Raw genomic sequence first — 21778 nt, 5'->3', positions numbered from 1 at the left:
TGCCCGAGGGGCGGTTATTCCAGCACCCGCGCCGTGGCGCCGATGATCTGCTCATCGAGAATTTGCCGGTCGACGGGCCGCTGCCGCTTGGTGAACGGTGCTGAAATCACCAGGCAAATTCTTTCTTCTTGGTTGCGGATGTTGAGCATCTCGATGCCTTTAGTGCGCACAACTAGACCGGAAGGAAAAGCCAGGTGGTTACCATTATTGACTGCCCCAGTCAGCGTGCCCACCAACACCCAGCCGCGGCTGGTAAGGTGAAAAGCATCTTTGACGGTATAAGTGCCGACTTCTTTTTCCATTGTTATATCCAGCGTCAGCACGCGAGATTCCTCGACTTCGCTCGGAATGACGTTCTTATAGAAAGCCCAAAAAACAGAAACCGTTTCCACGCTCGGCGGAAACGGTAGTCGGATTTCAGGCGAAATGCGAGGCTAACCCGCTCAGAACGTGGGCAAAGATACGCACTCCGATTTGTTCTACGTGGCGGCGGGCGTTAGTCGGCCTCGTCCGGGTCGTCGGTGGGCAGCGGCCAATCCCGCAGCAGGTCAGCGGATTGCGCGGCTACGGTGTCCCAGGAAAACGGCAGCCAGCTACTTGAAGCCACGTCGAAGACCTCGGTGGCGGCCGGGCAGGGATAGAGCTTGTAGTCGAACTTGGGGTATTGGTGCACCACGTAGCCGGGGTAGTAATAGGCCAGGCCCTGCTCCCGGGCCAGCTCGATTTTGCGCAGCATCAGGTACTTGCCCAGGCTGTATTTGCGGTAGGCCGGGTCGTAGAAGTTCATGATGCCCATCAGGCTGCGGGTGCCGCGGTCGAAAATACCGACGGCAATCAGCCGCTCCCCGTCGCGCACTTCCAGCACTTCGGTCGGAAACACGCTGTGGGCGTGGCCGGCCATGGTGAAGGCCTCCACCGTCTCGGGCGCGTCGAAGTCGATGGAGGCGCGGTAGCGGGCGTACAGCTCCTCGTACTCTTCGGTCAGCCGAAACGGCGCGCTGCGGAGGGTGAAACGGGCATTGACGCGCAGCAGGCGGCGCTGCTCGGCGCCCAGCACCACGTCGGCCAGCGCCAGGCGCAGCCAGTGCACGGTGTAGAGCGAGCCGTCGAGGGGCAGGAAGCGGCAGGTGAACAGGTCCTGGTGCATCCGGTAGTAGCCCTGGCTCAGGTAGAAGTCCAGCATGTCGCCCGGAATGACGAGGGCGGCAGCGCGAGAAGCAGACATAGCGGGGCGGCGTTGGCAACAAAAACGCCCGCGGCGGGGCGGGCGTTTTCAATGCTAAAGAAAGGCAATCGGGCCCTAAAAAGTGCGCAGCGAAAGGCAGTCGTCCTCTTTTTTGCGCATGGCCGTCTGGCTCAGCAGGTCTTTGTCCTTGTAGCCGAGCAGGTGCAGCACGCCGTGAATCATCACCCGGTGCAGCTCGTCGCGGAAGGTGACGTGGTGCGTCTGGGCGTTTTCGCGGATGCGGTCCACCGAGATGAAAATGTCGCCCTCGATGATGTCCGCGTCGTCGGCGTTGTCGAAGGTGATGACGTCGGTGTACGTGTCGTGGTCGAGGTACTCCACGTTCACCTTGTGCAGGTACTCGTCGGAGCAGAAGATGTAAGTCAGCTGCACGATTTTGTGCTCGTGCACCGCGGCCACGCGCTCAATCCAGTCGGTCAGCTCCGTCGCATTGCCCAGCTCGAAATCGACGTCTTCCACGACAAACTCGATGCCCGGCGCGTCGTGCAAGGGGTCGTACTCGTCGTGGTGGTCGGGCGGCAACTGGTCGGCTTCGGACATGGAGCTAAACGGGGAAAAGTGCGCGGGTACTTAGGCGACGGCGTGGCCCTGGGCTTCGCCGTTGGCGGGCGGCAGGAAGAAGGTGAGTTCCACCTTGCGGCCGTCCTTGGTAAATTCAACCTCGTCGGCCAGGTGGCGGATGAGGAAGATGCCGCGGCCGCCGGGATTCTCGAGGTTCTCGGGCGCGGTGGGGTCCTGCAGGTTGGTGAAGTCGAAGCCGGGGCCCTGGTCCTCGATTTCAAATTTCACGCGGTCCTGATCGATGGACAGGCAAAGGAGCACGGTCTTGTCCTTGTCGAACTTGTTGCCGTGGCGGATGGCGTTGTTCACCGCTTCGGTGACGGCCACCATGATGTTGCCGTAGATATCGTCCTCGATGTGGAAGGTATCCTTCGAGTTGTCGATGAAGCTTTCAACGACGCGGATGTTCTCGACGAGGGACGGAATCTGAATTTTGACCTGCTTCATGGAGTGGTGAGAGGGGGCAACGGGTCGTAAAAATAGGCAGCGCTATTTCATTTTCTGAAAATACTCGCTCACCTCCCGCTGGTAGTACGGAGTGAGGGCCGGCGGTACCGTACGTAGCAACTCCGTCTGGCGGTTACGCTGCTCCCGATATTTCTCGAACGCGGGCGGAAAACCGGGCGGCACCACCTTGGCCGTTTCGGCTTCGCGCTTGTTGTCGAGGTCCCGCTCCCGGGCCGATTTCTCGGCTTCGAGCAGGCGGCTCAGGATCTGACGCTGGCGCATAACGGTTTGCTCCGTCAAGCGCTTGTTTACGAGGTCCTGCTCGGTTTGTTCCATCATCTTTTTCAGCTCGCCCATGCCGCCCATGCCCTGCTCGCCCTTCTGCTGGCCGGGCTTGCCGTTCTTGCCTTCCTTGGCGGCCTGCTGCATTTTCTCTAGCTGCTGCAGGGCTTCGCGCAGCATCTGCTGCTGGGCGGCCATCTTGGCCAGGTCTTCGGAGAGCTGCCGGCCCTGCTTGCCGCTCTGCTGCAGCTGCTGAATCTGCTGGTTGAGCTGCTGCTGCAGCTTGCCCATCTGGCCCATGCCGGGGCTGGGCTGCTGGCCCTTCTTTTTCTTCTTGCCCGGCTTGCCCGCGCCCGACTGTTGCTGCTGCGACTGGCGCTGCTGCTCCTGCATCTGCTGCAGCGCGTCGTTGAGCATCAGGGCGAGGTTGTTCATCGAGGTCATGGCCATTTGCTGCGAGCCGGTGGCGCGCGACACGTTGCGCTGCAACAGCTGCTGCATGGCCTGGTCCATCTGCCCGTTCATCTCCCCCACCTCGCGCGTCACGAATGACTGCAGCTGGAACACGCGCTTGGCCAGGGCATACAGCGAGTCCTGAATCACCACGGCGTCGTCGCGGAGCTTGCGCTGGTTCTGGCTCAGCTGCTGGTAGCGCGGGTCCGACTGGTCGACCTGCCGGAACTGCTTCATCAGGTTTTCCTGGTCGAAGGAGAGCTTGAGGAGGTTTTCGAGGATGTCGCGCAGGTGGTCTATGTTTTCCTGCTGCTGATCCGACTCCTCTTCCTCCATCTTCTGGCGCATCTTCTGCGCCATCTGCTTCATGTTCTGGGCGGCCTGCTTCTGGTTCTGGGCGGCTTTCTGGTTTTGATTTTTCGAAAGCTGCTCCTGGCTCTCCTGCATCTGCTGCTCGGTCTGCTGCTGCTCCTGCTGCATGGGGTCCAGGTTGTTCTGGTTGTCGAGCTGCTGGTCCATCTTCTGCAGCTCCTGCAGCTCCTTCTTCACATCCTCAAACTGCTTCTGCGCGTCCTGCTGCTGCTGCTTGAGCTGCTGGTTTTCCTGCTGGCGCTGGTCGGAGGGCTTGTCGGCGGCTTTTTCGGTCTGCTCGGCCAGCTTCTGCTCCTCCTGGGCCAGCTTTTCGAGCTGCTCGGTGGCGCTTTCCATCTTCTGCTCCAGCTGCAGCTGCTTGAAGAGGTCCATGGCGCGCTCCAGCTCCTTCTCCATGGTTTCCTCCTTGTTTTCCAGCTTGTCGAGCAGCTTCTGCAGCTCGCCCTCGGGGGCTTTCTGCTGTTGTAGCAGCTTCTGCAGCTCCTCGTAGAGCTTTTTGGTTTCGGGGTCCATCATGGAGTCCATGAGCTTTTGCAGCTCCTGGGCTTTTTCGGCCAGCTGCTGGCTGCGCGGATCGAGCTGCTCCTGCTTCTGCTGCAGCTGCTCAAACATCTGCTTCATCTGGCTGAGCTGCTGGTCCATCTGCTGCTTCTGCTCCAGCATCTGCTGCATTTCCTTGCGGTCGGAGTAGCTCAGCTCGCGCTTGGTCTTGAGCTTTTCCTCGGCCTTGGCCAGCTCCCGCTGCAGCTTTTTGCTCTGCTCCTGGGCGCTGGTCATCTTGTTTTGCATCGACTGCGCGTCGGCGTTCAACTGCTCGCGCAGCTGGCTGCGGCTGGGCAGGCGGTAGGTAATGGGCCGGGTGCGCGCCGATTTGGGGCCGTGCACGCCGTCGTTGTCCCACACCTCCACGGCGTATTCGAGCTGGTCGCCGGCCTTGAGGCGCAGCGGGGCCAAATCCCATTGGTGAGTGTAGGTCTGGGCCGGGCCGTTGTTGGCCAGGGCAATGGGCGCCGTGCGCCAGGTGCCGGGCCGCTGGGCCGTGCCCACGCGGTAGTGCAGCGCGAGGCGCGTCAGGCCGTAGTCGTCGCGCAGGGTGCCGGCCAGGGCCAGGTAGCGGCGAGTGGCCGTGTCGGCAAAGGCTTCGACGGTGATGCTGGGCGCCTGGTCGGGCACCACGGTGAGCTGGTACTCGATGGGGTCCCGGTTGGGGCTGATGCTGTTGCGCAAGTCCACGCGGTAGGGCTGGCTGCGCAGCACCTGGCGGGTCACGGTGAACTGGTCGTCGTCGGCCGCCTGGGCCGTCACGGTTTCGCTGGGGTCGCGGAACAGCAGCTTCACCGATTCGGTGGCGGCCGTGTTGAAGCGCCAGGTCAGGCGGGTGCCTTCGGGCACGGTCAGGTTGCCGTCGTTGCTCAGGTCTTCGGCGCTGCGGCGCAGGTAGCTGGGGTACTCGGCGTGCACGCGGAAGTCGCGCAGGTTGGGCCGCTCCAGCACTTTCAGGCGGTAGTCATCGGAGGTAAAGCCGGCGGCGGCCAGCTGAAACTCGGTGCTGCGCTGGGGCTGCTGGAAGGTGAAGGCAAAGCGGCCCGGGGCCACCTTGGTCAGGCGCCGCTCCCGGCCGTCGTAGAGCACCGATACTTCGTTGGGCAGGGCGTCGCCCTCCACCAGCACCTCCAGCTTGAAATTCTCGTTTTTGAAGGTCTGCAGGCGCTTGCTCTGGTCGCCCAGCACGAAGCGGAAGGGCATGGGCTTGGCATAGGCCCGCGAGTAATGGAAAATGCGCTCGGTGCCCTGCACGAACAGGCTGGGCCACACCAGCAGCAAGCCGGCGGCCACCAGGGCCGGAATGGCCGCGTACTTCCACAGCGGGCGGGTATCCTCCTTCAGCCGAATCCGCTCGGCAAACTCCAGCCCCGACAGCTGCCCGGCGCGCTGCTCCAGGCTGGCCGCAATCAGGGCGTTGTCGCGGGCCTGGCCCTGCAGCTGCAGGGCGTTCAGCAGCTTGTCCTGCACCTCCGGAAACAGCTGGCCCACCCGCTCGGCGGCCTGCTCGTCGGAGAGCAGCCGGCGCAGGTTGCTCAGCGCCGCCAGCGGCTGCCAGATCCAGCGCACGAAGGCCCAGACCGTCAGGCCCAGGAAGCCGAACAGCAGCCCGCCGCGCACCCAGGTGGGCAGGTAGAGGAAGTACTCAAGCAGGTTGAAGACGACGAAAAACGTCAGCAGCAAGCCGCCGGCCACCAGCGCGCCGCGCAGCAGCAGGCTGAGGTAGAACTTGCGCTTAAACGCCTCCAAATGCTGCCGCACCTGCTGCCAGGTGGCAGTCTGCGCGGCAGAAGCAGCGGGTATAGATTGGGTTGCCGGCATATCGGACCTCACAAAATCGAAACGGAGAAAGATACGGCGAAACCTGCGGCCGGAGCCACGCCGCCGGACGGCCGTGCCTTGCTAACCACCACCGGCCCGCAATAAGTGCCGAAGCGGCCCGGAGACTCGCCCCGCGCCGCTTCAGGTAAGCTAAGCCAGCTCCACGTAGGCCGGGCAGTGGTCGGAATGCACCGCGTCGGGCAAAAGACCGGCCGCGGCCAGCCGGGGTTGCAGGCGGTTGTCGGCCAGTAGGTAATCGAGGCGCCAGCCCACGTTGCGCTGGCGCGAGCCGGCCCGGTAGCTCCACCAAGAGTAATGGTGCGGAGCGTCGCCGTGGTGGTGGCGGAACGAGTCGGTGAAGCCCGAGGCCAGGAAATCGGCAAACCAGGCGCGCTCGGCCGGGGTGTAGCCGGGGGAGTTCTGGTTGGCCCTGGGGTTGTGCAGGTCGATGGGCGTGGGGCAGCAGTTGAAGTCGCCGCAGATGATGAGCGGCGGCACCGTGGCCCGCAGCGACTGAATGTAGGGCGTGAACCACTGCAGCCAGTCGAGCTTGAAAGCCTGCCGCTCGTCGCCGCTAGTGCCCGAGGGCATGTACACGTTCAGCACCGACACATCCTCAAAATCCAGGCGCAGCACCCGGCCTTCGTGGTCGTAGGGCTCGTGCCCGCAGCCGTAGCTCACGGCCTTGGGCGCCAGCTTGCTGAAGGTGGCCACGCCGCTGTAGCCCGGCTTCTGGGCCGGAAACTGGTAGTAGTGGTAGCCCAGGGCCTCGAAGCCGGCCACATCCAGCGCCTCGCGCCCGGCCTTGATTTCCTGCAGGCACAGCACGTCCGGCTGCACCTCGCGGACCCAATCCAGCAGGCCCTTGCTCACCGCTGAGCGCAGCCCGTTGACGTTGTAGCTGATGATTTTCACGATATGCGAAAAGAAAAAAGAACGTCATCCTGAGCGCAGCGAAGGACCTTTCTCCCACTCTGCACCGCCGTAGCAGTCCAAGCGCCGACGTTAGCAGCGGCAAAGCTAGCAACCATATAGAAGCGCAGCCACTAATTGGGGTTAGTAGCTGCGCTTCTCGGTTAGTGCGGGGTTCGAGCAAGGTCCTTCGCTGCGCTCAGGATGACAGCTGATTCATTATTCGTTCAGGTTTTCCTGCTGCGCGAAGTACTCCAGGATGTGCCACTTCAGCATCCGCTCCTGCTCCTTGAGCGTGGCAAAGGGCACGGGCTGCAGCAGGCGGTAGTGCGGCCAGCCGTCCTCGTCCACGCGCTCCAGCTCGTAGTAGCCCGAGATGCTGAAGAGGCGGCAGGTGGCAATGTGCATCAGGTCCTGCTTCTGCTCCTTGGTGAACGGCCCGAGGCCCTGCCCCAGCTCCTGCACGCCGATAAGCAGCAGCAGTGCGTTCAGGTCGGGTTTCTTGCCGAAGCGCTCCTTCAGCTCGGTCATTAAGAGCCACCAGCGGTGCTCAAACTGCGCCTCGGTTTCCAGTGGGTCGAGCATGGCTTACTCGGCGGCGTGTTCGGCGTGGGGCGGGGCCGGGGTGGCGGCTTCCTCCTTCAGCGCTTCCCAGTATTCCACCGCCCGGCGGAAGTGCGGAATCACGATGCTGCCGCCGATGAGGTTGGCAATGGCGAAGACCTCGTACACCTCCGCGTCGGTCAGGCCTTCCTCATAGCACTTGCCGAGGTGGTACTTGATGCAGTCGTCGCAGCGCAGCACCATGGAGCAGGCCAGGCCCACGATTTCCTTGGTTTTCACGTCCAGGGCGCCGGCCTGGTAGGTGTTGGTATCGAGGTTGAAAAAGCGCTTGATAACCTTGTTATCCGCCGCCATGATCTTTTCGTTCATGCGCGAGCGGTAGTCGTTGAATTCGGTGACGAGGCTCATCCGGTGAGATGGTGAGTAGTGAAATGGTGAGTTGACGGTCTGGCAACCCGGTCTTGCAAAAGGAAAAATTCGCCGCAAAGGTTTACATTAACCAGCAATTCCCCGCTCCCACGCGTCCTGCCTTCAGGGCGCTTCCTCGCACCTATTGCGTTTGGCTTGCCTTTATACCCAAACGCCTCATGCTTTCTTCTACCCTATCCGATTTTGTCGCGCTGATATTCCCGCGCACCTGCCTGGCCTGCCAACAGTCCCTGGCCCGCGGCGAAACGCACCTCTGCACCGCCTGCCGCACCCAGCTGCCCTACACCGACTACCACCGCCTCGCCCCTACCGATAACCCGCTGGCGCGCCGCTTCTGGGGCCGCGTGCCCATGGAGTACGTGCTCAGCTACCTGCGCTTCCTACGTCGGGGCCGCGTGCAGCACCTGCTGCACCAGCTCAAGTACCAGGGCCAGCGCGAAGTGGGCACGGCCCTGGGCCAGATGTACGGCCAGGAGCTGGCCAGCCACGGCCTGGGCACCGACCTCGACCTGATCCTGCCCGTGCCGCTGCACCGCCGCAAGCTGGCCAAGCGCGGCTACAACCAGTCCGACACCTTCGCCGAGGGTCTGGCACTTAGCCTGAACGTGCCGTGGTCGGCTGAGGTGCTGCGCCGCAACAGCTTCACCGCCTCCCAAACGCGCAAGAGCCGCGCCGAGCGGTGGCAAAACGTGGCCGAGGTATTCGAAGTAGCCCAGCCCGACGCCGTGCGGGGCAAGCACGTGCTGGTCGTCGACGACGTGCTGACCACCGGCGCCACCCTGGAAGCCTGCGCTATCAAAGTGCTGGACGCGGGCGCCGCGGCCGTGAGCGTGGCCACCATTGCCTGCGCCGAACACTGATTGGTGCGTTTGAGTTGCGTTAAGCAAAGATGAAAGAACAGCCATGCTGAGCCCCGCGAAGCATCTCTACCGAACAACGAAACAGGAGAGATGCTTCGCGGGGCTCAGCATGACGTGCGAGAGAATCAACGCCTAAGCAAACGCAAAACGGCCCGGACTCTGCAGTCCGGGCCGTTTCGATGTTTGGGCTAACCTAGGCTTACTTGTTCGAGCCGGGGTTGATCATGGCGCAGCGGAAACCGATGGAAGCGGTAGCCGAGTCCTGAGCCATGAAGCGACGCGTGCCGGGCGAGAGCCAGTAGGCAACGTCTTTCCAAGAACCGCCTTTGTAGACGCGCACCTTGTCGTCGATCAGCGACTGGTAGCCTTTCTTGTCGTACTTGGCTTCCTCGTCGAGGACGCCGTTGCGGCGGAAGGGGTTCAGGTCTTCCATGTCTTCGAACGACAGCGGGCGGTATACGTCCTGCACCCACTCGTTCACGTTGCCAGCCATGTTGTAGAGGCCGTAGTCGTTCGGGGGGTAAGCGTACACGTACTCCGTAATCATAGCACCGTCGTTGAGCGAACCGGCAATACCGGCGTAGTCACCGCGGCCGCGCTTGAAGTTGGCCATGAACTGGCCCATCTTCTTGCCGTAGGAGTTACGCACCTGGCGGCCGTCCCACGGGTAAACGCGCTTGTTTTCCTGGTTTTCGTTGCCCACTTCCTGGGTGCCGATCATAGCCTGAGCAGCGTATTCCCATTCAGCTTCGGTGGGCAGGCGGTAGTTCGGCAGGGTGTTGCCGTTCTCGATGGAGATTTTGGCTTTGCCTTCGCCAGCATCAGCCGTGCCCTCGGCACCGGCGTCGCCAGCGTCGCCGCCGTCATCCCCACCTTTTTTCTTTTTCTTCTTCTTGGGAGCCGACGTATCGGCCGCGTTGCCGGCCAGGTTCTCGTTCACCTTGGCCGTACGCCAGGTGCAGAAGTCGTTGGCCTGCAGCCAGCTCACGCCCACCACGGGGAAGAAGCGGAAGCCGGGGTAACGCAGGTAGTAATCGACGTAGGGGTCGTTGAACGACAGGTCGCGGGCCCATACCGTGGTGTCGGGCAGGGCCGACTGGTAGAACTCTTCCGACGAGTCTTTGCGCACGTAGTGCAGGTATTCCAGCCAGTGGATGTTGGCCACTTCGGCTTCGTCCATGTAGAACGAGGCCACGGTCACGGTACGCTCGAGGTTGTCGTGGGTCATGGCCACATCCTCTTCGCCCGAACCGAGCACAGTGCGGCCGCCTTCGATGAAGACGAGGCCCGGGCCTTCCGGAATGCCTTGGTAGTCAGCCACCTTCATGCCTTCCTCGGTGTTGTACTCAATGCCCGTGGTGGACGAGTACTTGCCGGGCTTCTGAGCCGAGGGCGGACCGCTTTTGCAAGCCGACAGGGCGCAGGCGCCAACGACAGCTAAACGCAGGTACTTGGAAAAATTCATACTTGTTTACGTGGAACTCCTTGAGCGGAAAAGGCTTGAGAATGGCAAACTGAACGCAATGTTACGAGTTTTCAAAAGGTTGGACAAGGGGGCGCCGCGTAATTTTTGCGCCGCAGACGGCGGTTCGCGGCTTCAAGCAAGTCAATCTTCTGTAAACACAATGTTAGCTCGTGGGCGCCGCCGACTTCGCGGCTGAACCGGCTGAGACTCACGTCGTAACTGTAAGCGAAGCGGAAACCTCCCCAGCCCACGCCGACCAGCGCCACCAGGCTCTGCTGCGTTTTGCCCGGGCCGGGCGCGGCACCCCGCCAGATCAGGCCGGCGGTCAGGGGAGTCCAGGTTCCGTACAGGCCGATTTCGGCGCGGTCGGAGCCGCCTTGGTAAGTGTAAGCCACGGTGGGCGAGAGGCTTACCTCGTGGTATACTCGCTTAACGGTGGTCTTGCGGAAATAGTATTTGTAGCCGCCGTGCAGGCCGAGGCGAAACGGCAGCACCGCGTTGTCGGCGCGGCCGACGACGGGCTGGTTCAGGTGCGAGGCGGCAATGCCGAACCAGGACTGCTCGGTATAGAAAATGCCGCCGAGGCCGAGGGTAAAGTAGCGCTTAGGATCATAAACCTGCGGAATCTGCTCAGCCGACGCACCCAGTCGTTGGCCGTCGGCGTCGAACTGGTCGCCGAAAACGAGGTTGCCGTAGCTGATGCGCTGCGAGCCGTAGGCGGCGTGGGCGCCGGCACTGACGTAGGCGCCCTTGGCCAGCTTGCCGTGGTAGGCGTAGGTGAAGCCGCCCTCGAAGCGCGTCATATCCAATTCCCCGCCGCGGTCGGCATTGATGAGCAAACCTACGGCGCTGCGCTGGTCCTGCAGGCGGTAATCGGCGGCGAGCTGGCTGGACTGCAGCGTGCCGATGAGCGTGGGATACTGGTTGCGGTAAGCCAGCGTGACGCTGTAGTCGTCGAACAGGCCGGTGAAGGCCGGGTTCAGGTGCAGCCGGGTGGCGTAGGGCTGGGAGAAGAATACGTCCTGGGCCTGCGCGTTGGGGCCTGCCAGTAAGCCGGTTAGGGCCGCGGCGAGGCAGGCGCACGGCGCGGCCAGCCGGGTACGCCGGCGGGGCGAAAAGACGGGCAGGTCGGTGGCGCGCATAGGTGGGTGGACTAACGGCCGCTGCGCCGCGTTTGGTGCGCGGCTGCCGGGTGGCGGAACTAAAATTGCAAATTCGCTCCTCTTTAAGTTGCCACCTCGACTGGCGGATTCGGCTCCTGTAGGAGTTGGGCGCTAGTTGCCAACTACTTAACCCATGCGAAAATTTTTTCTGGGGCTGCTGATTTTCCTCGTGGTCCTCGTCGCGGCCGTGGCCTTGGCGCCGGTGCTCTTCAAAGACAAGCTCAAGGCGGCGCTCGACAAGCAGCTGGCGCAGAAACTGGCGGCGCGGGTGGAGTATCAGCCCGACAATGTGAGCGTGAGCCTGCTGCGCACCTTCCCCGACCTCGACCTGAGCATTGAAGAGCTGCGGGTGATTGGCAAGGACTCTTTTGCCCGCGATACCCTGGCTTACCTGCCCCGGCTGGACGTAGGCCTCGACCTGATGAGCGTCATCAGCGGCAACGAAATCAAGATCAACTCGGTGAACCTGGAGCGGCCCGACATCCACGCCCGGGTGCTCAAGAGCGGCCGCGCCAACTGGGACATCGTGCTGTCCGACTCGGCCCTGGCGACCAAGGGCGTGGACACGACGGCCTCGCCGAAAATTGCTATCAAGGGCTGGAAAATCGAGGACGGGCACATTCGCTACGAGGATTTGACGATTCCCTTCGGCATGGAGCTGCGCGGGGTGAACCACACCGGCTCGGGCGACTTCGCCGAGGACGTGTTCGACATGAAGTCGAACACCACGGCGAAGGCCTTGAGCATGGTGTACGACGGCACGACCTACGTCGACAAGAAGAAGCTGACGGCCGATGTGACGATGGGCATGGACCTGGCGAAGATGAATTTCACCTTCAAGGACAACCAGATGCGGCTGAACGACTTTCCGTTCAGCTTCCAGGGCCAGATCGGGCTGCCCAACGAAACGGACATCACCTACGACCTGACCTTCAAGGCGCTGGAAACCGACTTCAAGAACATCCTGAGCTTGGTGCCGGGCGTGTTTACCAAGGACTTCCAGAACATCGAAACGGCGGGCAAGGTGGCCTTCGACGGCTACTTCAAGGGCGTGCAGAACGACGTGAAGATGCCAGGCTACGGGGTGAACCTGGTGGTGACCAACGGCCGGTTCAAGTACCCCGACCTGCCGCAGGCGGCCACCAACATCAACGTGGATATGAAGGTGGACAACCCCTCGGGCTTCACCAACAACGTGATGGTGGACGTGAAGAAGTTTCACCTCGACCTGGGCAAAAACCCGGTGGACGGCAACGTGCGCATCGACGGGCTGGAGCCGATGAAGGTGGACGGCCGCGTGAAGGCCAACGTGGACCTGGCCGAAGCCACCAAGGTGTACCCGGTGCCGGATATGGTGCTGCGCGGGCTGCTGTTCGTGGACGCTACGGCCAAGGGCACCTACTCAAAGACGCAGATGCCGGTGACCCGGGCGGCGCTGCGCCTGACCAACGGCTACGTGAAGGCCAAGGCCTTCCCGGCGCCCATCGAGAACCTGACGGTGAACGGCACGGTGGTCAACACCACCGGCCAGGTCAACGACACGCGCATCGATATTCCGCAGTTTCGGATGCTGCTCGACGGGGAGCCGCTGGAGGGCCGCCTGGCCGCCCAGAACATAGCCAAGCCCATCTTCGACGCCAACGTGAAGGGCGTCATCGACCTGACCAAGATGACCAAGATCTTCCCGCTGGAGGGCATGACGGTGACCGGGCGCCTGAGCGGCAACGTGGCCGCCAAGGGCAGCATGGCCGACATCGAGGCGGAGCGCTACCAGAACATCGTGGCCTCGGGCACCGTCAACGCGCAGAACGTGACTTACAAGAGCGCCGATTTGCCCCAGGGCGTGCGGGTGACCCAGGCCACGGCCTCGTTCAACAACGCCAGCATCACCCTGCAGGACATGACGGGCTTCGTGGGCTCCTCGGACGTACAGGCTTCGGGTGTTATCAGCAACTACATGGGCTACCTGTTCACCCCGGGCCAGCCCCTGCGCGGTACGCTGACCGTCAACTCCAAGCGCTTCAACGTGAACGAGTGGATGGTGGAGCCCGACGGGCAGGCTTCGGCCGGGGCCAAAAAGGCCACCCAGGCCCCCACTACGGCCGCGGCCGACGGCGTGCTGCAGATTCCGAAGTTCTTCGATTTGAAGCTGAACGCCGACGTGGACCAGGTGATTTACGACAACCTCAAGCTGGACAACCTCAAGGGCGCGCTGACGGTGAAGGACGAGGCCGTGAACATGAACGGGCTGACGTTTAACACTCTCGGCGGGCAGTTTGCCACCAACGGCAGCTACAACAGCCGGGACCTGCAGCACCCCAAGTTCAACTTCGGGCTGAACATCAAGAACCTGAACTTCCAGAACGCGTTTGCGGCCTTCCCCTCGGTGAAAAAGCTGCTGCCGCTGGCCCAGCAGGTGGAGGGCATCTTCGGCACCAACTTCACCCTGAGCGGGGAAATGGGCCAGGACATGATGCCCAACTACAGCACCCTGACGGGCAAGGGCCTGTTTGAGGTGGTGCGCGCCGCCGTGGGCACTTCGCCGGTGTTTGCCAAAATCAGCAACCTGACGCAGCTGCAGGAGCTGAAGAACTTCGCGGTGAACAACAAGGACGTGGCGGCCGAAATGCTGAACGGCAACCTCATCGTGAAGCCCTTCGACTTCACCGTGGGCCAGATCAAGGCCACGGTGGGCGGCTCCTCGAACGTGGGCGGCACCGTGGACTACGTGATGGCGCTGGACGTGCCCACCGGTAAAGTGGGCAACGCCCTGAACGCCAAGCTTACCCAGCTGACCGGCGTGCAGGACATCAAGGGCACCGAGCGGGTGACCATGGGCCTGAAAATCGGCGGCTCCATCACCAACCCCGACGTGCGCCTGACTACCGCCGGCACCAAGGCCCAGGCCAAGGACCTGGCCAAGAGCCTGGTGACCAGCGTGGTGCAGAGCAAGGTGGACGACGCCAAGCTGAAGCTGGCCGCCAAAGCCCAGGTGGCCCAGGACAGCGCCCGCAAGGAGCTGGAAAAGAAGCAGCTGGAGCTGCAGGCCAAGGCCGCCCAGGAAATCGAGAAGCGGCGCCTCGAAGCCGAAGCCAAGCTCAAGCAGAAAGCCAAGGAAGGCCTCGGTAACCTGTTCGGCAAGCCCAAGAAAACACCCACGCCCACCCAGACGCCGACGCCCGCCCCGACCCCGGCAGACACGGCCAAGGCGGGCGGCAATTAACGACCCTAAACGGCTAATCACGGAAGCCGCCCGGCGGAGCCTTTATTGGCCCGGCCGGGCGGCTTCCGGCTTTGTGGAGTAACTATAGGTCAGGGCTTTATGCGACAGAATGAATGCGCACCCGTTACCGGGCGGCACGTTGGCGCGAGGTGCGGTTCTCGGGGTTAGGTTGAATTATATTGATTTTTCGGAATATATTTCGAAAGGTGGTATTTCTTGGAATATGTAAATGAAATGACCGGTTTAAGAGGTGTTTTCTTGGTTTTGTAATACTTGTGGCACGAAGTTGCGTAGGAAGCGCGTTTATACATTTTGCTTCAGGCTCCCTCTGCCCTCCTTCTATGAAACAACTGACGCTGTTTTCTCTGACTGCCCTGACGGTTCTCGGCCTGGCCGGCTGCGGTAAGGACAACGATAAGTCCGGCAACGCCAAGCTGCAGATCCGCCTGACCGATGCCCCCGGCGACTTTCGCGCCGTCCGGCTCGACGTGCAGCGCATCGAGCTGCACCTGAACCCGGAAAACGACCCCGACGGCTGGCAAACCCTGCCCTTCACGCCCCAGACCATCAACGTGCTGGAGTACGTGAACGGCCGCTCGGCCCTGCTGGTGGATACCGACTTCAACCCCGGCACGCCGCAGGAAATCCGCTTGGTGCTCGGCCCAAACAACTTCGTGGTGGGGCGTGATGGCAACACCTACGCGCTGAAAACGCCCAGCGGGCAAACCTCGGGCGTGAAGCTCCGGCTGCAGAACGTGACCCTAACCGCGGGCCAGACCTACCAGCTGCTGCTCGACTTCGACGTGGCCAAGTCCATCGTGGAGCGCGGCAATGGCAACGGTAACGGCAACCAGAACGAGCGGTACCTGCTCAAGCCCGTCATCCGGGTGGTGGCGCAGGATTTGAACGGCGCCATTCGTGGCACCGTGTCGCCCACGGCCGCCGCGCCGCAGGTGCTGGCCATCCGCAGCAGCATTACCGTGCCCGATACCTTCAGCACCATGGCCGATGCCAGCGGCGCCTACCAGCTCTGGAGCCTGCCCGCCGGCACCTACACCGTGAAGTACTTCCCGACGACCTCGGCGCCAGCCGGGCAAAACCCCTACCTGAACGCGACCAGAACCGACGTGACGGTAACCAACAACGCCGTAAAGACCATCGAAAACGTGAATCTGCAGCCGTAAGCTGAGCAACTCAGGAAAGCAGGGCAACACTGGCCGTCATTGCGAGCGAACCGAAGGTCGACGTAGTCAAGCGAAGCAATCGTTCCTCTAGTAGCACTGCCGCTACAATCCCTGCTAACCCAAAACGACACCGCCCGAAGACGTTCGTACGACGTTTTCGGGCGGTGCTGTTTTGGGGTTGTACCAGTTGGGCCGCTTCTACCGCGAGAGGAAGGGTTGACGCCGCTTGATGCGCGGAATGTCGTGCCTCCTCGCAATGACGGCGGGGTAAGCCGCCGCTGACTACTGCCAGAACGGGCGGATAATCTGCATCATCTCCTCGTGGACGTGGCCGTTGCTGGCAATGATTTCGCGGTTGAACACCGGGTCCCCCTCTTCCAGGAACTGCGTGACGCGGCCGCCGGCCTCGCGCACCAGCAAAATGCCGGCCGCCACGTCGTAGGAGTTGATGTTGAACTCAAAGAAAGCCTCGAAGCGGCCGGCGGCCACCCAGGCCAGGTCGATGGCGGCCGAGCCGACGCGGCGCACGCCGTTGGTTTCGCGCATAAACTCCTTCAGCATGCCCAGGTAGGGGTCGATGCGGTTGAAGTTGCTGTAGGGAAAGCCCGTAGATACCAGGGACTTGCTCAGCGTAGGCGCGTCCGACACGCGGATGGGCCGCTCGTTGGCAAAAGCCCCGCCGCCGCGCACGGCCCGGAACGTCTCCTCCTGGTTCACCTCGTACACTACCCCGATGACCAGCTCCGCGCCCTGCATCAGCGCGATGCTGACGGAGTAGACGGGCAGGCCGTGGATGAAGTTGGTGGTGCCGTCGAGCGGGTCGATAATCCAGGTGAACTGCTCGGCGCGGTTGGCCGGCCCGGCGGTGCCCTCCTCGGTGATGAAGCCGGCCTCGGGCAGCAGCGCGCGCAGCCCCGCCACCACAATGCGCTCCGACTCCTGGTCCACGTACGACACCATGTCGTGCAGGCCCTTGTGCTCGATGCGGCCGCGGTCGAAGCTGGCCGCTTCCTGGCGGATAAACTGCCCGGCCTGGCGCGCTACTTCGGCTACCTGGTGGCTGAGCTGGGTGAGTTGCTGAAGGTCCATATCAGAATTGTTCGGGGTGAAAGTCCACCCATTCGTTGTTGACAAGCGTTTCGAGCCGGCCGTACTGCGGCTGGCCTTCCGGGCTTCCTTTGGTGCGCACCGGCGCAATCCAGTCTTGCTGGCAATGCGCCTGCAGATCGGCAATGGGCTGCCAGCTGCCCGGCGCGACGCCGTATTCGCGTTGCGCCGCGGCTTCGGCGGCCGCCACGGTTTCGTGCCGCTGGTCCCAGAGGCCGCGGCCATCCGTCAGCGTATCGAAGCCGAAGAGGTACACCCCGTCGTCGCAGTCGTGAATCATCAGCCGCACCACGTGGGAGGCGGGCTGGGGTACGCGGGCTATCTGGCGCATGGCAGTTGGGGGCAGGATGAGGTCCTTGACTACGCCGGGCTGCGGTTTGCCGCGCGGCCGCCGGATGAAAGGATGGAGGAATTACTATTTCACGAAGCGCCGCAGCAGCGCAAACGCCAGCAGCAGCACCGCCAGCACCTGCGTGGCCGGGCCCAGCAGCTCGCCGTGGCGCACGTAGAAGGTCAGCTCGTCGTTGAGGTGCACCACGTAGCGGCTGGCCGCTTGGGTCCACCACCCGGTTTGCTGCACGATGTCGCCGCGCTGGTTCACGAAGGCCGACACGCCGGTATTGGCGGCGCGGGCAATGTCGCGGCGCGTCTCGATGGCGCGCAGGCGGCCGTAGAGCAGGTGCTGCTTGTAGCCGGGCGAATCAGACCACCAGCCGTCGTTGGTGATGATGCCGATGAGCGTGGCGCCGCGGCGCACGTACTCGCTCACGTAGTCGGAGTACACCGATTCGTAGCAGATAACCGGCGCCACGCGCAGGGCACTGTCGGGCGCGGCGGCGCGGCTGCGGAACACGGTGCGCGTGTCCTGGCTGCCGTAGGAGCCCACCACGCCGCCCAGGTTGATGGTGCCCAGGGCCGAGTTCAGCCAACTCGGCACCTTCTCCACCCCCGGCACCAGCTTCGACTTGTGGTACACCTGCGTGGGGCCGCTGGCCCCGTCGACGTGCAGGGCCGCGTTGTAGAGGTCGTAGAAGCCCAGATCGTCGCGGTAGCGGGCGGTGGCCGAGGCCTGCTCTTTGCTCGGGTAAGTGCCCACCGAGGTCATGCCCGAAATCAGCCGCAGACCGGGGTGGGCCGCCAGCAGCTGCCGGATGCGCAGCACGTCGGGGTTGGCTTCGAGCTGGCTTTCCCAGTGCACGGTTTCCAGCGAGGTTTCGGGCCAGAGCACCAGCCGCGTTTGGGGCGTCACGGTTTGTTCCGTCAGCCGGATCATCCGCTCGCGCTGGTCTTCGGGGGTGATGTAGCGGGCCGTGCCGGCAAACTTCTCCTCAAACGGGTCGATGTTGGGCTGCACCACCACCACCTCGGCCGCCGGCCCCTTTTCCTGCCAGCGGCTGCCGATGCCGAAGGACACCAGCAGCGGCAGCGCCACGGCCAGCGCCGGCAGCAGCCAGCGCCACGCAGGCCGGGCCGCCGGGCGCGCCACCACGAAGGCGTGCTGCGCGGGCAGCTCCACCCGCTCGGCCGCGCCGAAGGCGGCCCGGAAGATGGCTAGGTTCGCCAGCAGCACCCATAGCGAGCCGCCGAGCTGCCCGGTGTACTCGTACCACTGCACCCAGCCCGGCACGGCCGCAAAGCCGTTGCCCAAGGTCAGCCAGGGCCACGACAAATCCCAGGTGAGGTGCAGTTGCTCGAAGGCCAGCCAGTACACCACGAACGAGACGTAGCCCAACGCCCGGCCCGCCAGGCGGCGCGTGTGCCAGAAAGCCAGCAGCGGCAGGCTTTGCAGAGCGGCGTTGAGAATGTTGGCCGCAATGCCGCCGCCCACCGTGCTGTAGGCCACCCAGTAGGTGGTCAGCACGTTCCAGAGCAGCAGGTAGAGGTAGCTCCAGCGCCACCACCGGCCGCCGCTGGCGCCCTGGGCGCGCAGCACCTGGGCCAGCCGCAGCAGCGGCACCAAGCCTACCAACAGCAGCAGCGGCGCGGGGGCCGGGTGTACCGGCCAACCCACCCACAGCAGCACGGGCCCCAGCAGCGTCAGCAGCCAGGGCTTATTCGCGAAGTCCTTGAACGACAATGACAATTTCTCCTTTAATGGTGGTGCGGGCGCCGAAATTCCGGGCCAGCTCGCCCAGCGGTTCGGTTACCGTTTCTTCAAACAACTTGGTCAGCTCCCGGCTCACCGAGGCCGGCCGTTCGGGCCCGAACGTCTCGGCAAACTGCTCCAGCGTCTTCACGATGCGGTGCGGCGACTCGTAGAAAATCATCGTCCGGGTTTCCGGGGCCAGCTCGCGCAGGCGCGTCTGCCGGCCCTTCTTCACCGGCAGAAAGCCCTCGAAGGTAAACCGCTCGGCCCCGAAGCCCGACTTCAGCAGCGCCGGCACGAAGGCCGTGGCCCCCGGCAGGCACTCCACTTTCAGCCCCCGGGCCAGGCATTCCCGCACCAGCAAAAAGCCGGGGTCGGAAATGCCGGGCGTGCCCGCGTCCGACACCAGGGCCATCCGCTCGCCCTTCTCCAGCCGGTCGAGCACCCGCTGCACCGTCTGGTGCTCGTTGTGCAGGTGGTAGCTGAGCATGGGCTTCTTCAGGTTCAGGTGCTGCAGCAGCCGCCCGCTGGTGCGCGTGTCCTCGGCCAGCACCACGTCCACCTCGCCCAGGATGCGGATGGCGCGCAGGGTAATGTCCTCCAGGTTGCCGATGGGCGTGGGCACGATGTAGAGGGCGGCGGGCTCGGGAGTGACAGTCGACATAATAGCAAAGGTAGACCGCGGCGAGGAACGGAGGGCTGAACACATGCCAGTCGATCAGGCCGCTACCCTATTCGCCCCCGCCGCTATACCTTTTAAGCAAGCCACAACACCTTTCGAGGAAGACAAAACACCTCTCGACTTACCAAAAACACCTTTCGAGCAAAGCAAAACACCCTTCGAGCCGTCCCTAACACTCTTCGAGCAAGGCAAAACACCTTTCGAGCGACCAAAAACACCCTTCGAGGGGCGCAAAACACTACTCGAGGGCGACAAAACGCCCTTCGAACAGGAAAAAACACCCCTCGACCGAAGCAAAACACCTCTGACGAAAAGGGGCACCTCCGGAAACCGGCCGTTCGTACCGCCCGCCCAACAGCCTACACCACCTGCCCGCCGTACTCCGCCGCCAGCTTGTCGATGGATTCGGCCAGCTTATGGTCGCGCTTGGTCACGGTGTTGCCCGCGTCGTGGGTGCGCAGCCGAAATTCCACGGTGTTGTACTCGTTGGCCCACCAGGGATGGTGGTCCTGGTACTCGGCTTCCTCGGCCACGTCGGTCATGAAGCTGAAGGCCGCCTGAAAGTCCTTGAAGCGGAAGGTGCGGCGCAGCGCGTTGTCGGTTTCGGTCCACATAAGCAGGAAAGACAAAGGGTTCGGTTACGGTTGCTGGAGCAGGCGGGCCCGCACTTCCATCAGCGCGAAGCCCAGCAGGTTCAGCCCGCGCCAGCTCGCCGGGTTCAGGGCCCGCGGGTCGTTCTGGGCCAGCCCGATGCCCCAGATGGCGTCGACGGGGCTGGCCTCCACCAGCACCCGCGTGCCCGAGGCCAGCAGGAACTCGCGCAGGGCCGGGTGCTGGCCGAACTTGGCCTCGTTGCCGCGCACCACGATGGCGAAGCGCGCCGCCTCCCACTGCTCCGCGTCGAAGCCCCGCACCAGCCGGCCGTACTTCTTGGCCTGGTCGGGGTGGGCGGCCTCGATGATGGCCTGCCGGTTGACTTCGTCGCCGAACAGGCGGGCTTTTTCGGCCATCATCCAGTGCTCGGCCGTGGGGTAGCGCGTGCCGTCGATGACGAAGGGCGCCGGGTACCACTGGCTTAGGCACTCCTTGCCCACGCTGGTGGCGCCGGGCGCGGGCGTGTGGCCCCAGAAAAACAGGTACTTAACGGTGTGGCCCGCGTCGAGGTGCTGCTGCAGCTCGTCCAGGCTGCGGATGGCGGCGGCGAGGTATTCGTGGTCCATAAGGGGCGGCTGGCGGCTACCAGAAGTCGGTTGCGCCGCCAACATACGCAGCGCCCGGCATTCGGCAACCCAAACGCCCCGGGCGCAGTACACCTTCCCAGAACCCGTTACTCCCTCCCAACCCACAACCAACGCCCATGTCCATCGATCCGAAAAACCGCCCGGTGCGGGAAATACCCAACGATACCACCGACGAAGAGCTGCAGGCCGGCCACATCATTCCCGGCGCCGATCCGCCCAAAAACGAGGCCGCCCGCGGGGGCTTCGGTAACCGTGACGGCAAGCAGGGCTTCGGCACCGATTCCTCGGACGGCATTTCGGCCGTGTCGGTGAATGAAGACGCCGACAAGCCCGGCCACCCCGCCGACAACATGCGCGGCGACGACGAAGGCCGCCCCGTGGTGCCCAACGAGGACATGCCCACCCCCGACGTGCTCGACCCACGCCGCTTCCCCGACGCCATCAGCGAAACGGACGGCGACTCGCGCCGCGCCCGCAACGCCGGCGAAGACCTCACCGACGCCGACGACCTCGACGCGGTAGACCGCCTCGACGACTTCGGCGATGAGGACGAGGACGACGCCTCCGACTCGGACGGGGTGCGGGGCGGCCGGAGCGCCTCCCCTGGCGGGGCCATCGACTACAACTCCAAGGCCTCAGACGCCCGCCCCGATACCAACGCCGACCTGACCGACCCCGATGCCCAGGAATCGGGCATTGCCAAGGGCTTCTAGGCCCGCGGCCCGCGGTGCCGCTGGGCATCGTGCCTTTCCCCAACCAAAACACCACTAGCCATGTCACACAGCAATAGCAAGGGCAACGAGCCCTCGAAGCAGCAGCCCGGCGGCCCCACCGCCACCGAGCAACCCAAAGCCGCTGGCCTGCCCGTCAACCAGCGCGACGACCAGACTGAGGACCGCCTCGAGCAGGATGCCGAGGACGCGCCCCAGCGCCACCCCAACCGCAACCTCGACAAGCCGGAAATCGACAAGCCCGGCTACGGCGGCGGCCACTAAGCCCAACCAGTTCCCGTGCAAAAGCACCGCCCACCCGGCGGTGCTTTTTTGTTGGCGCCGGGCAACCACCAACAACCCATTCGGCGTAGCCTCCTAACTCCTAACTCCTAACTCCTAACTCCTAACTCCTAACTCCTAACTC

General features: G+C 63.5%; 21 protein-coding genes. 5 read left to right on the top strand and 16 right to left on the bottom strand.

Annotation, left to right across the window (positions count from 1 at the left end; all coding sequences use genetic code 11):
* Positions 1–14: 14 nt before the first annotated feature.
* From FDY95_RS04590 to FDY95_RS04555, 8 genes are all read right to left on the bottom strand, one after another.
* Positions 15–392: a hypothetical protein gene (locus FDY95_RS04590; protein ID WP_138075560.1), complete on the bottom strand. Its 378-nt coding sequence runs from the start codon at positions 390–392 to the stop codon at positions 15–17.
* 104 nt (positions 393–496) lie between these two features.
* A complete protein-coding gene (locus tag FDY95_RS04585; RefSeq protein WP_246073925.1) occupies positions 497–1225 on the bottom strand; it encodes an arginyl-tRNA--protein transferase in 729 nt (242 codons plus the stop codon).
* 75 nt (positions 1226–1300) lie between these two features.
* Complete coding sequence (gene ybeY / locus FDY95_RS04580) at positions 1301–1786, bottom strand: rRNA maturation RNase YbeY (RefSeq protein ID WP_138075559.1); 486 nt, start codon at positions 1784–1786, stop codon at positions 1301–1303.
* A 30-nt stretch (positions 1787–1816) separates the two neighbouring features.
* A complete protein-coding gene (locus FDY95_RS04575) occupies positions 1817–2254 on the bottom strand; it encodes an ATP-binding protein (protein WP_111480314.1) in 438 nt (145 codons plus the stop codon).
* A 42-nt stretch (positions 2255–2296) separates the two neighbouring features.
* Positions 2297–5725 (bottom strand): DUF4175 family protein, encoded by a 3429-nt coding sequence (locus FDY95_RS04570; protein WP_138075558.1) that lies wholly within the window; start codon positions 5723–5725, stop codon positions 2297–2299.
* A 150-nt stretch (positions 5726–5875) separates the two neighbouring features.
* A complete protein-coding gene (locus FDY95_RS04565; RefSeq protein ID WP_138075557.1) occupies positions 5876–6640 on the bottom strand; it encodes an exodeoxyribonuclease III in 765 nt (254 codons plus the stop codon).
* Positions 6641–6856: 216 nt separating this feature from the next.
* Positions 6857–7222 carry a hypothetical protein gene (locus tag FDY95_RS04560; RefSeq protein WP_138075556.1) on the bottom strand — a complete coding sequence of 122 codons (366 nt, stop codon included), beginning with the start codon at positions 7220–7222 and terminating at the stop codon, positions 6857–6859.
* A 3-nt stretch (positions 7223–7225) separates the two neighbouring features.
* Positions 7226–7609: a carboxymuconolactone decarboxylase family protein gene (locus FDY95_RS04555; protein ID WP_078010690.1), complete on the bottom strand. Its 384-nt coding sequence runs from the start codon at positions 7607–7609 to the stop codon at positions 7226–7228.
* 179 nt (positions 7610–7788) lie between these two features.
* Here FDY95_RS04555 and FDY95_RS04550 point away from each other — a divergent pair, with 179 nt between their 5' ends.
* Entirely contained in the window at positions 7789–8490 is a 702-nt protein-coding gene (locus FDY95_RS04550; protein ID WP_138075555.1) for a ComF family protein, read from the top strand.
* 199 nt (positions 8491–8689) lie between these two features.
* Here FDY95_RS04550 and FDY95_RS04545 read toward each other — a convergent pair whose 3' ends face one another.
* Both FDY95_RS04545 and FDY95_RS04540 read right to left on the bottom strand, forming a co-directional pair.
* A complete protein-coding gene (locus FDY95_RS04545; RefSeq protein WP_138075554.1) occupies positions 8690–9955 on the bottom strand; it encodes an SUMF1/EgtB/PvdO family nonheme iron enzyme in 1266 nt (421 codons plus the stop codon).
* A gap of 71 nt (positions 9956–10026) precedes the next feature.
* A complete protein-coding gene (locus tag FDY95_RS04540; RefSeq protein ID WP_138075553.1) occupies positions 10027–11097 on the bottom strand; it encodes a PorP/SprF family type IX secretion system membrane protein in 1071 nt (356 codons plus the stop codon).
* A gap of 154 nt (positions 11098–11251) precedes the next feature.
* Here FDY95_RS04540 and FDY95_RS04535 point away from each other — a divergent pair, with 154 nt between their 5' ends.
* Positions 11252–14341 carry an AsmA family protein gene (locus tag FDY95_RS04535; RefSeq protein ID WP_138075552.1) on the top strand — a complete coding sequence of 1030 codons (3090 nt, stop codon included), beginning with the start codon at positions 11252–11254 and terminating at the stop codon, positions 14339–14341.
* A 341-nt stretch (positions 14342–14682) separates the two neighbouring features.
* Complete coding sequence (locus tag FDY95_RS04530; protein ID WP_138075551.1) at positions 14683–15525, top strand: DUF4382 domain-containing protein; 843 nt, start codon at positions 14683–14685, stop codon at positions 15523–15525.
* A 282-nt stretch (positions 15526–15807) separates the two neighbouring features.
* Here the strand turns inward: FDY95_RS04530 and FDY95_RS04525 are convergent, their stop codons facing one another.
* The 6 genes from FDY95_RS04525 to FDY95_RS04500 form a co-directional block, all read right to left on the bottom strand.
* Complete coding sequence (locus FDY95_RS04525; RefSeq protein WP_138075550.1) at positions 15808–16614, bottom strand: inositol monophosphatase family protein; 807 nt, start codon at positions 16612–16614, stop codon at positions 15808–15810.
* Position 16615: 1 nt separating this feature from the next.
* Positions 16616–16963 carry a hypothetical protein gene (locus FDY95_RS04520; protein ID WP_138075549.1) on the bottom strand — a complete coding sequence of 116 codons (348 nt, stop codon included), beginning with the start codon at positions 16961–16963 and terminating at the stop codon, positions 16616–16618.
* A gap of 84 nt (positions 16964–17047) precedes the next feature.
* Positions 17048–18715 carry an apolipoprotein N-acyltransferase gene (lnt, locus tag FDY95_RS04515; protein WP_138075548.1) on the bottom strand — a complete coding sequence of 556 codons (1668 nt, stop codon included), beginning with the start codon at positions 18713–18715 and terminating at the stop codon, positions 17048–17050.
* On the bottom strand, positions 18684–19382 hold the full coding sequence (rsmI, locus tag FDY95_RS04510) for a 16S rRNA (cytidine(1402)-2'-O)-methyltransferase (RefSeq protein ID WP_138075547.1): 699 nt from the start codon (positions 19380–19382) through the stop codon (positions 18684–18686). The genes lnt and rsmI overlap by 32 nt, the downstream gene beginning before the upstream one ends.
* A gap of 377 nt (positions 19383–19759) precedes the next feature.
* The gene (locus FDY95_RS04505; protein WP_138075546.1) at positions 19760–20014 is read right to left on the bottom strand and encodes a 4a-hydroxytetrahydrobiopterin dehydratase; all 255 of its coding nucleotides are present in this window, start codon (positions 20012–20014) and stop codon (positions 19760–19762) included.
* A gap of 24 nt (positions 20015–20038) precedes the next feature.
* Entirely contained in the window at positions 20039–20620 is a 582-nt protein-coding gene (locus tag FDY95_RS04500; protein ID WP_138075545.1) for an NADAR family protein, read from the bottom strand.
* Between the two features lie 137 nt (positions 20621–20757).
* Between FDY95_RS04500 and FDY95_RS04495 the strand changes: the two genes are divergently transcribed.
* Positions 20758–21354: a hypothetical protein gene (locus FDY95_RS04495; RefSeq protein ID WP_138075544.1), complete on the top strand. Its 597-nt coding sequence runs from the start codon at positions 20758–20760 to the stop codon at positions 21352–21354.
* A 60-nt stretch (positions 21355–21414) separates the two neighbouring features.
* Positions 21415–21636 (top strand): hypothetical protein, encoded by a 222-nt coding sequence (locus FDY95_RS04490; RefSeq protein WP_138075543.1) that lies wholly within the window; start codon positions 21415–21417, stop codon positions 21634–21636.
* Positions 21637–21778: the final 142 nt, after the last annotated feature.

This window comes from Hymenobacter jeollabukensis (assembly GCF_005771675.1).
Lineage (GTDB): Bacteria > Bacteroidota > Bacteroidia > Cytophagales > Hymenobacteraceae > Solirubrum > Solirubrum jeollabukense.
The sequence above is the reverse complement of the archived record's forward strand: the minus strand, read 5'-3'. Positions and strand labels throughout refer to the sequence as shown.

Bases quoted from the DNA above. Each gene is read 5' to 3' on its own strand.
- FDY95_RS04490 (WP_138075543.1), top strand. From the start codon at position 21,415: ATGTCACACAGCAATAGCAAGGGCAACGAGCCCTCGAAGCAGCAGCCC.
- FDY95_RS04530 (WP_138075551.1), top strand. From the start codon at position 14,683: ATGAAACAACTGACGCTGTTTTCTCTGACTGCCCTGACGGTTCTCGGC.
- FDY95_RS04585 (WP_246073925.1), bottom strand. From the start codon at position 1,225: ATGTCTGCTTCTCGCGCTGCCGCCCTCGTCATTCCGGGCGACATGCTG.
- FDY95_RS04550 (WP_138075555.1), top strand. From the start codon at position 7,789: ATGCTTTCTTCTACCCTATCCGATTTTGTCGCGCTGATATTCCCGCGC.
- FDY95_RS04560 (WP_138075556.1), bottom strand. From the start codon at position 7,222: ATGCTCGACCCACTGGAAACCGAGGCGCAGTTTGAGCACCGCTGGTGG.
- FDY95_RS04495 (WP_138075544.1), top strand. From the start codon at position 20,758: ATGTCCATCGATCCGAAAAACCGCCCGGTGCGGGAAATACCCAACGAT.
- FDY95_RS04525 (WP_138075550.1), bottom strand. From the start codon at position 16,614: ATGGACCTTCAGCAACTCACCCAGCTCAGCCACCAGGTAGCCGAAGTA.
- FDY95_RS04500 (WP_138075545.1), bottom strand. From the start codon at position 20,620: ATGGACCACGAATACCTCGCCGCCGCCATCCGCAGCCTGGACGAGCTG.
- FDY95_RS04575 (WP_111480314.1), bottom strand. From the start codon at position 2,254: ATGAAGCAGGTCAAAATTCAGATTCCGTCCCTCGTCGAGAACATCCGC.
- FDY95_RS04520 (WP_138075549.1), bottom strand. From the start codon at position 16,963: ATGCGCCAGATAGCCCGCGTACCCCAGCCCGCCTCCCACGTGGTGCGG.
- FDY95_RS04555 (WP_078010690.1), bottom strand. From the start codon at position 7,609: ATGAGCCTCGTCACCGAATTCAACGACTACCGCTCGCGCATGAACGAA.
- FDY95_RS04505 (WP_138075546.1), bottom strand. From the start codon at position 20,014: ATGTGGACCGAAACCGACAACGCGCTGCGCCGCACCTTCCGCTTCAAG.
- rsmI (WP_138075547.1), bottom strand. From the start codon at position 19,382: ATGTCGACTGTCACTCCCGAGCCCGCCGCCCTCTACATCGTGCCCACG.
- ybeY (WP_138075559.1), bottom strand. From the start codon at position 1,786: ATGTCCGAAGCCGACCAGTTGCCGCCCGACCACCACGACGAGTACGAC.
- FDY95_RS04540 (WP_138075553.1), bottom strand. From the start codon at position 11,097: ATGCGCGCCACCGACCTGCCCGTCTTTTCGCCCCGCCGGCGTACCCGG.
- FDY95_RS04535 (WP_138075552.1), top strand. From the start codon at position 11,252: ATGCGAAAATTTTTTCTGGGGCTGCTGATTTTCCTCGTGGTCCTCGTC.
- FDY95_RS04570 (WP_138075558.1), bottom strand. From the start codon at position 5,725: ATGCCGGCAACCCAATCTATACCCGCTGCTTCTGCCGCGCAGACTGCC.
- FDY95_RS04545 (WP_138075554.1), bottom strand. From the start codon at position 9,955: ATGAATTTTTCCAAGTACCTGCGTTTAGCTGTCGTTGGCGCCTGCGCC.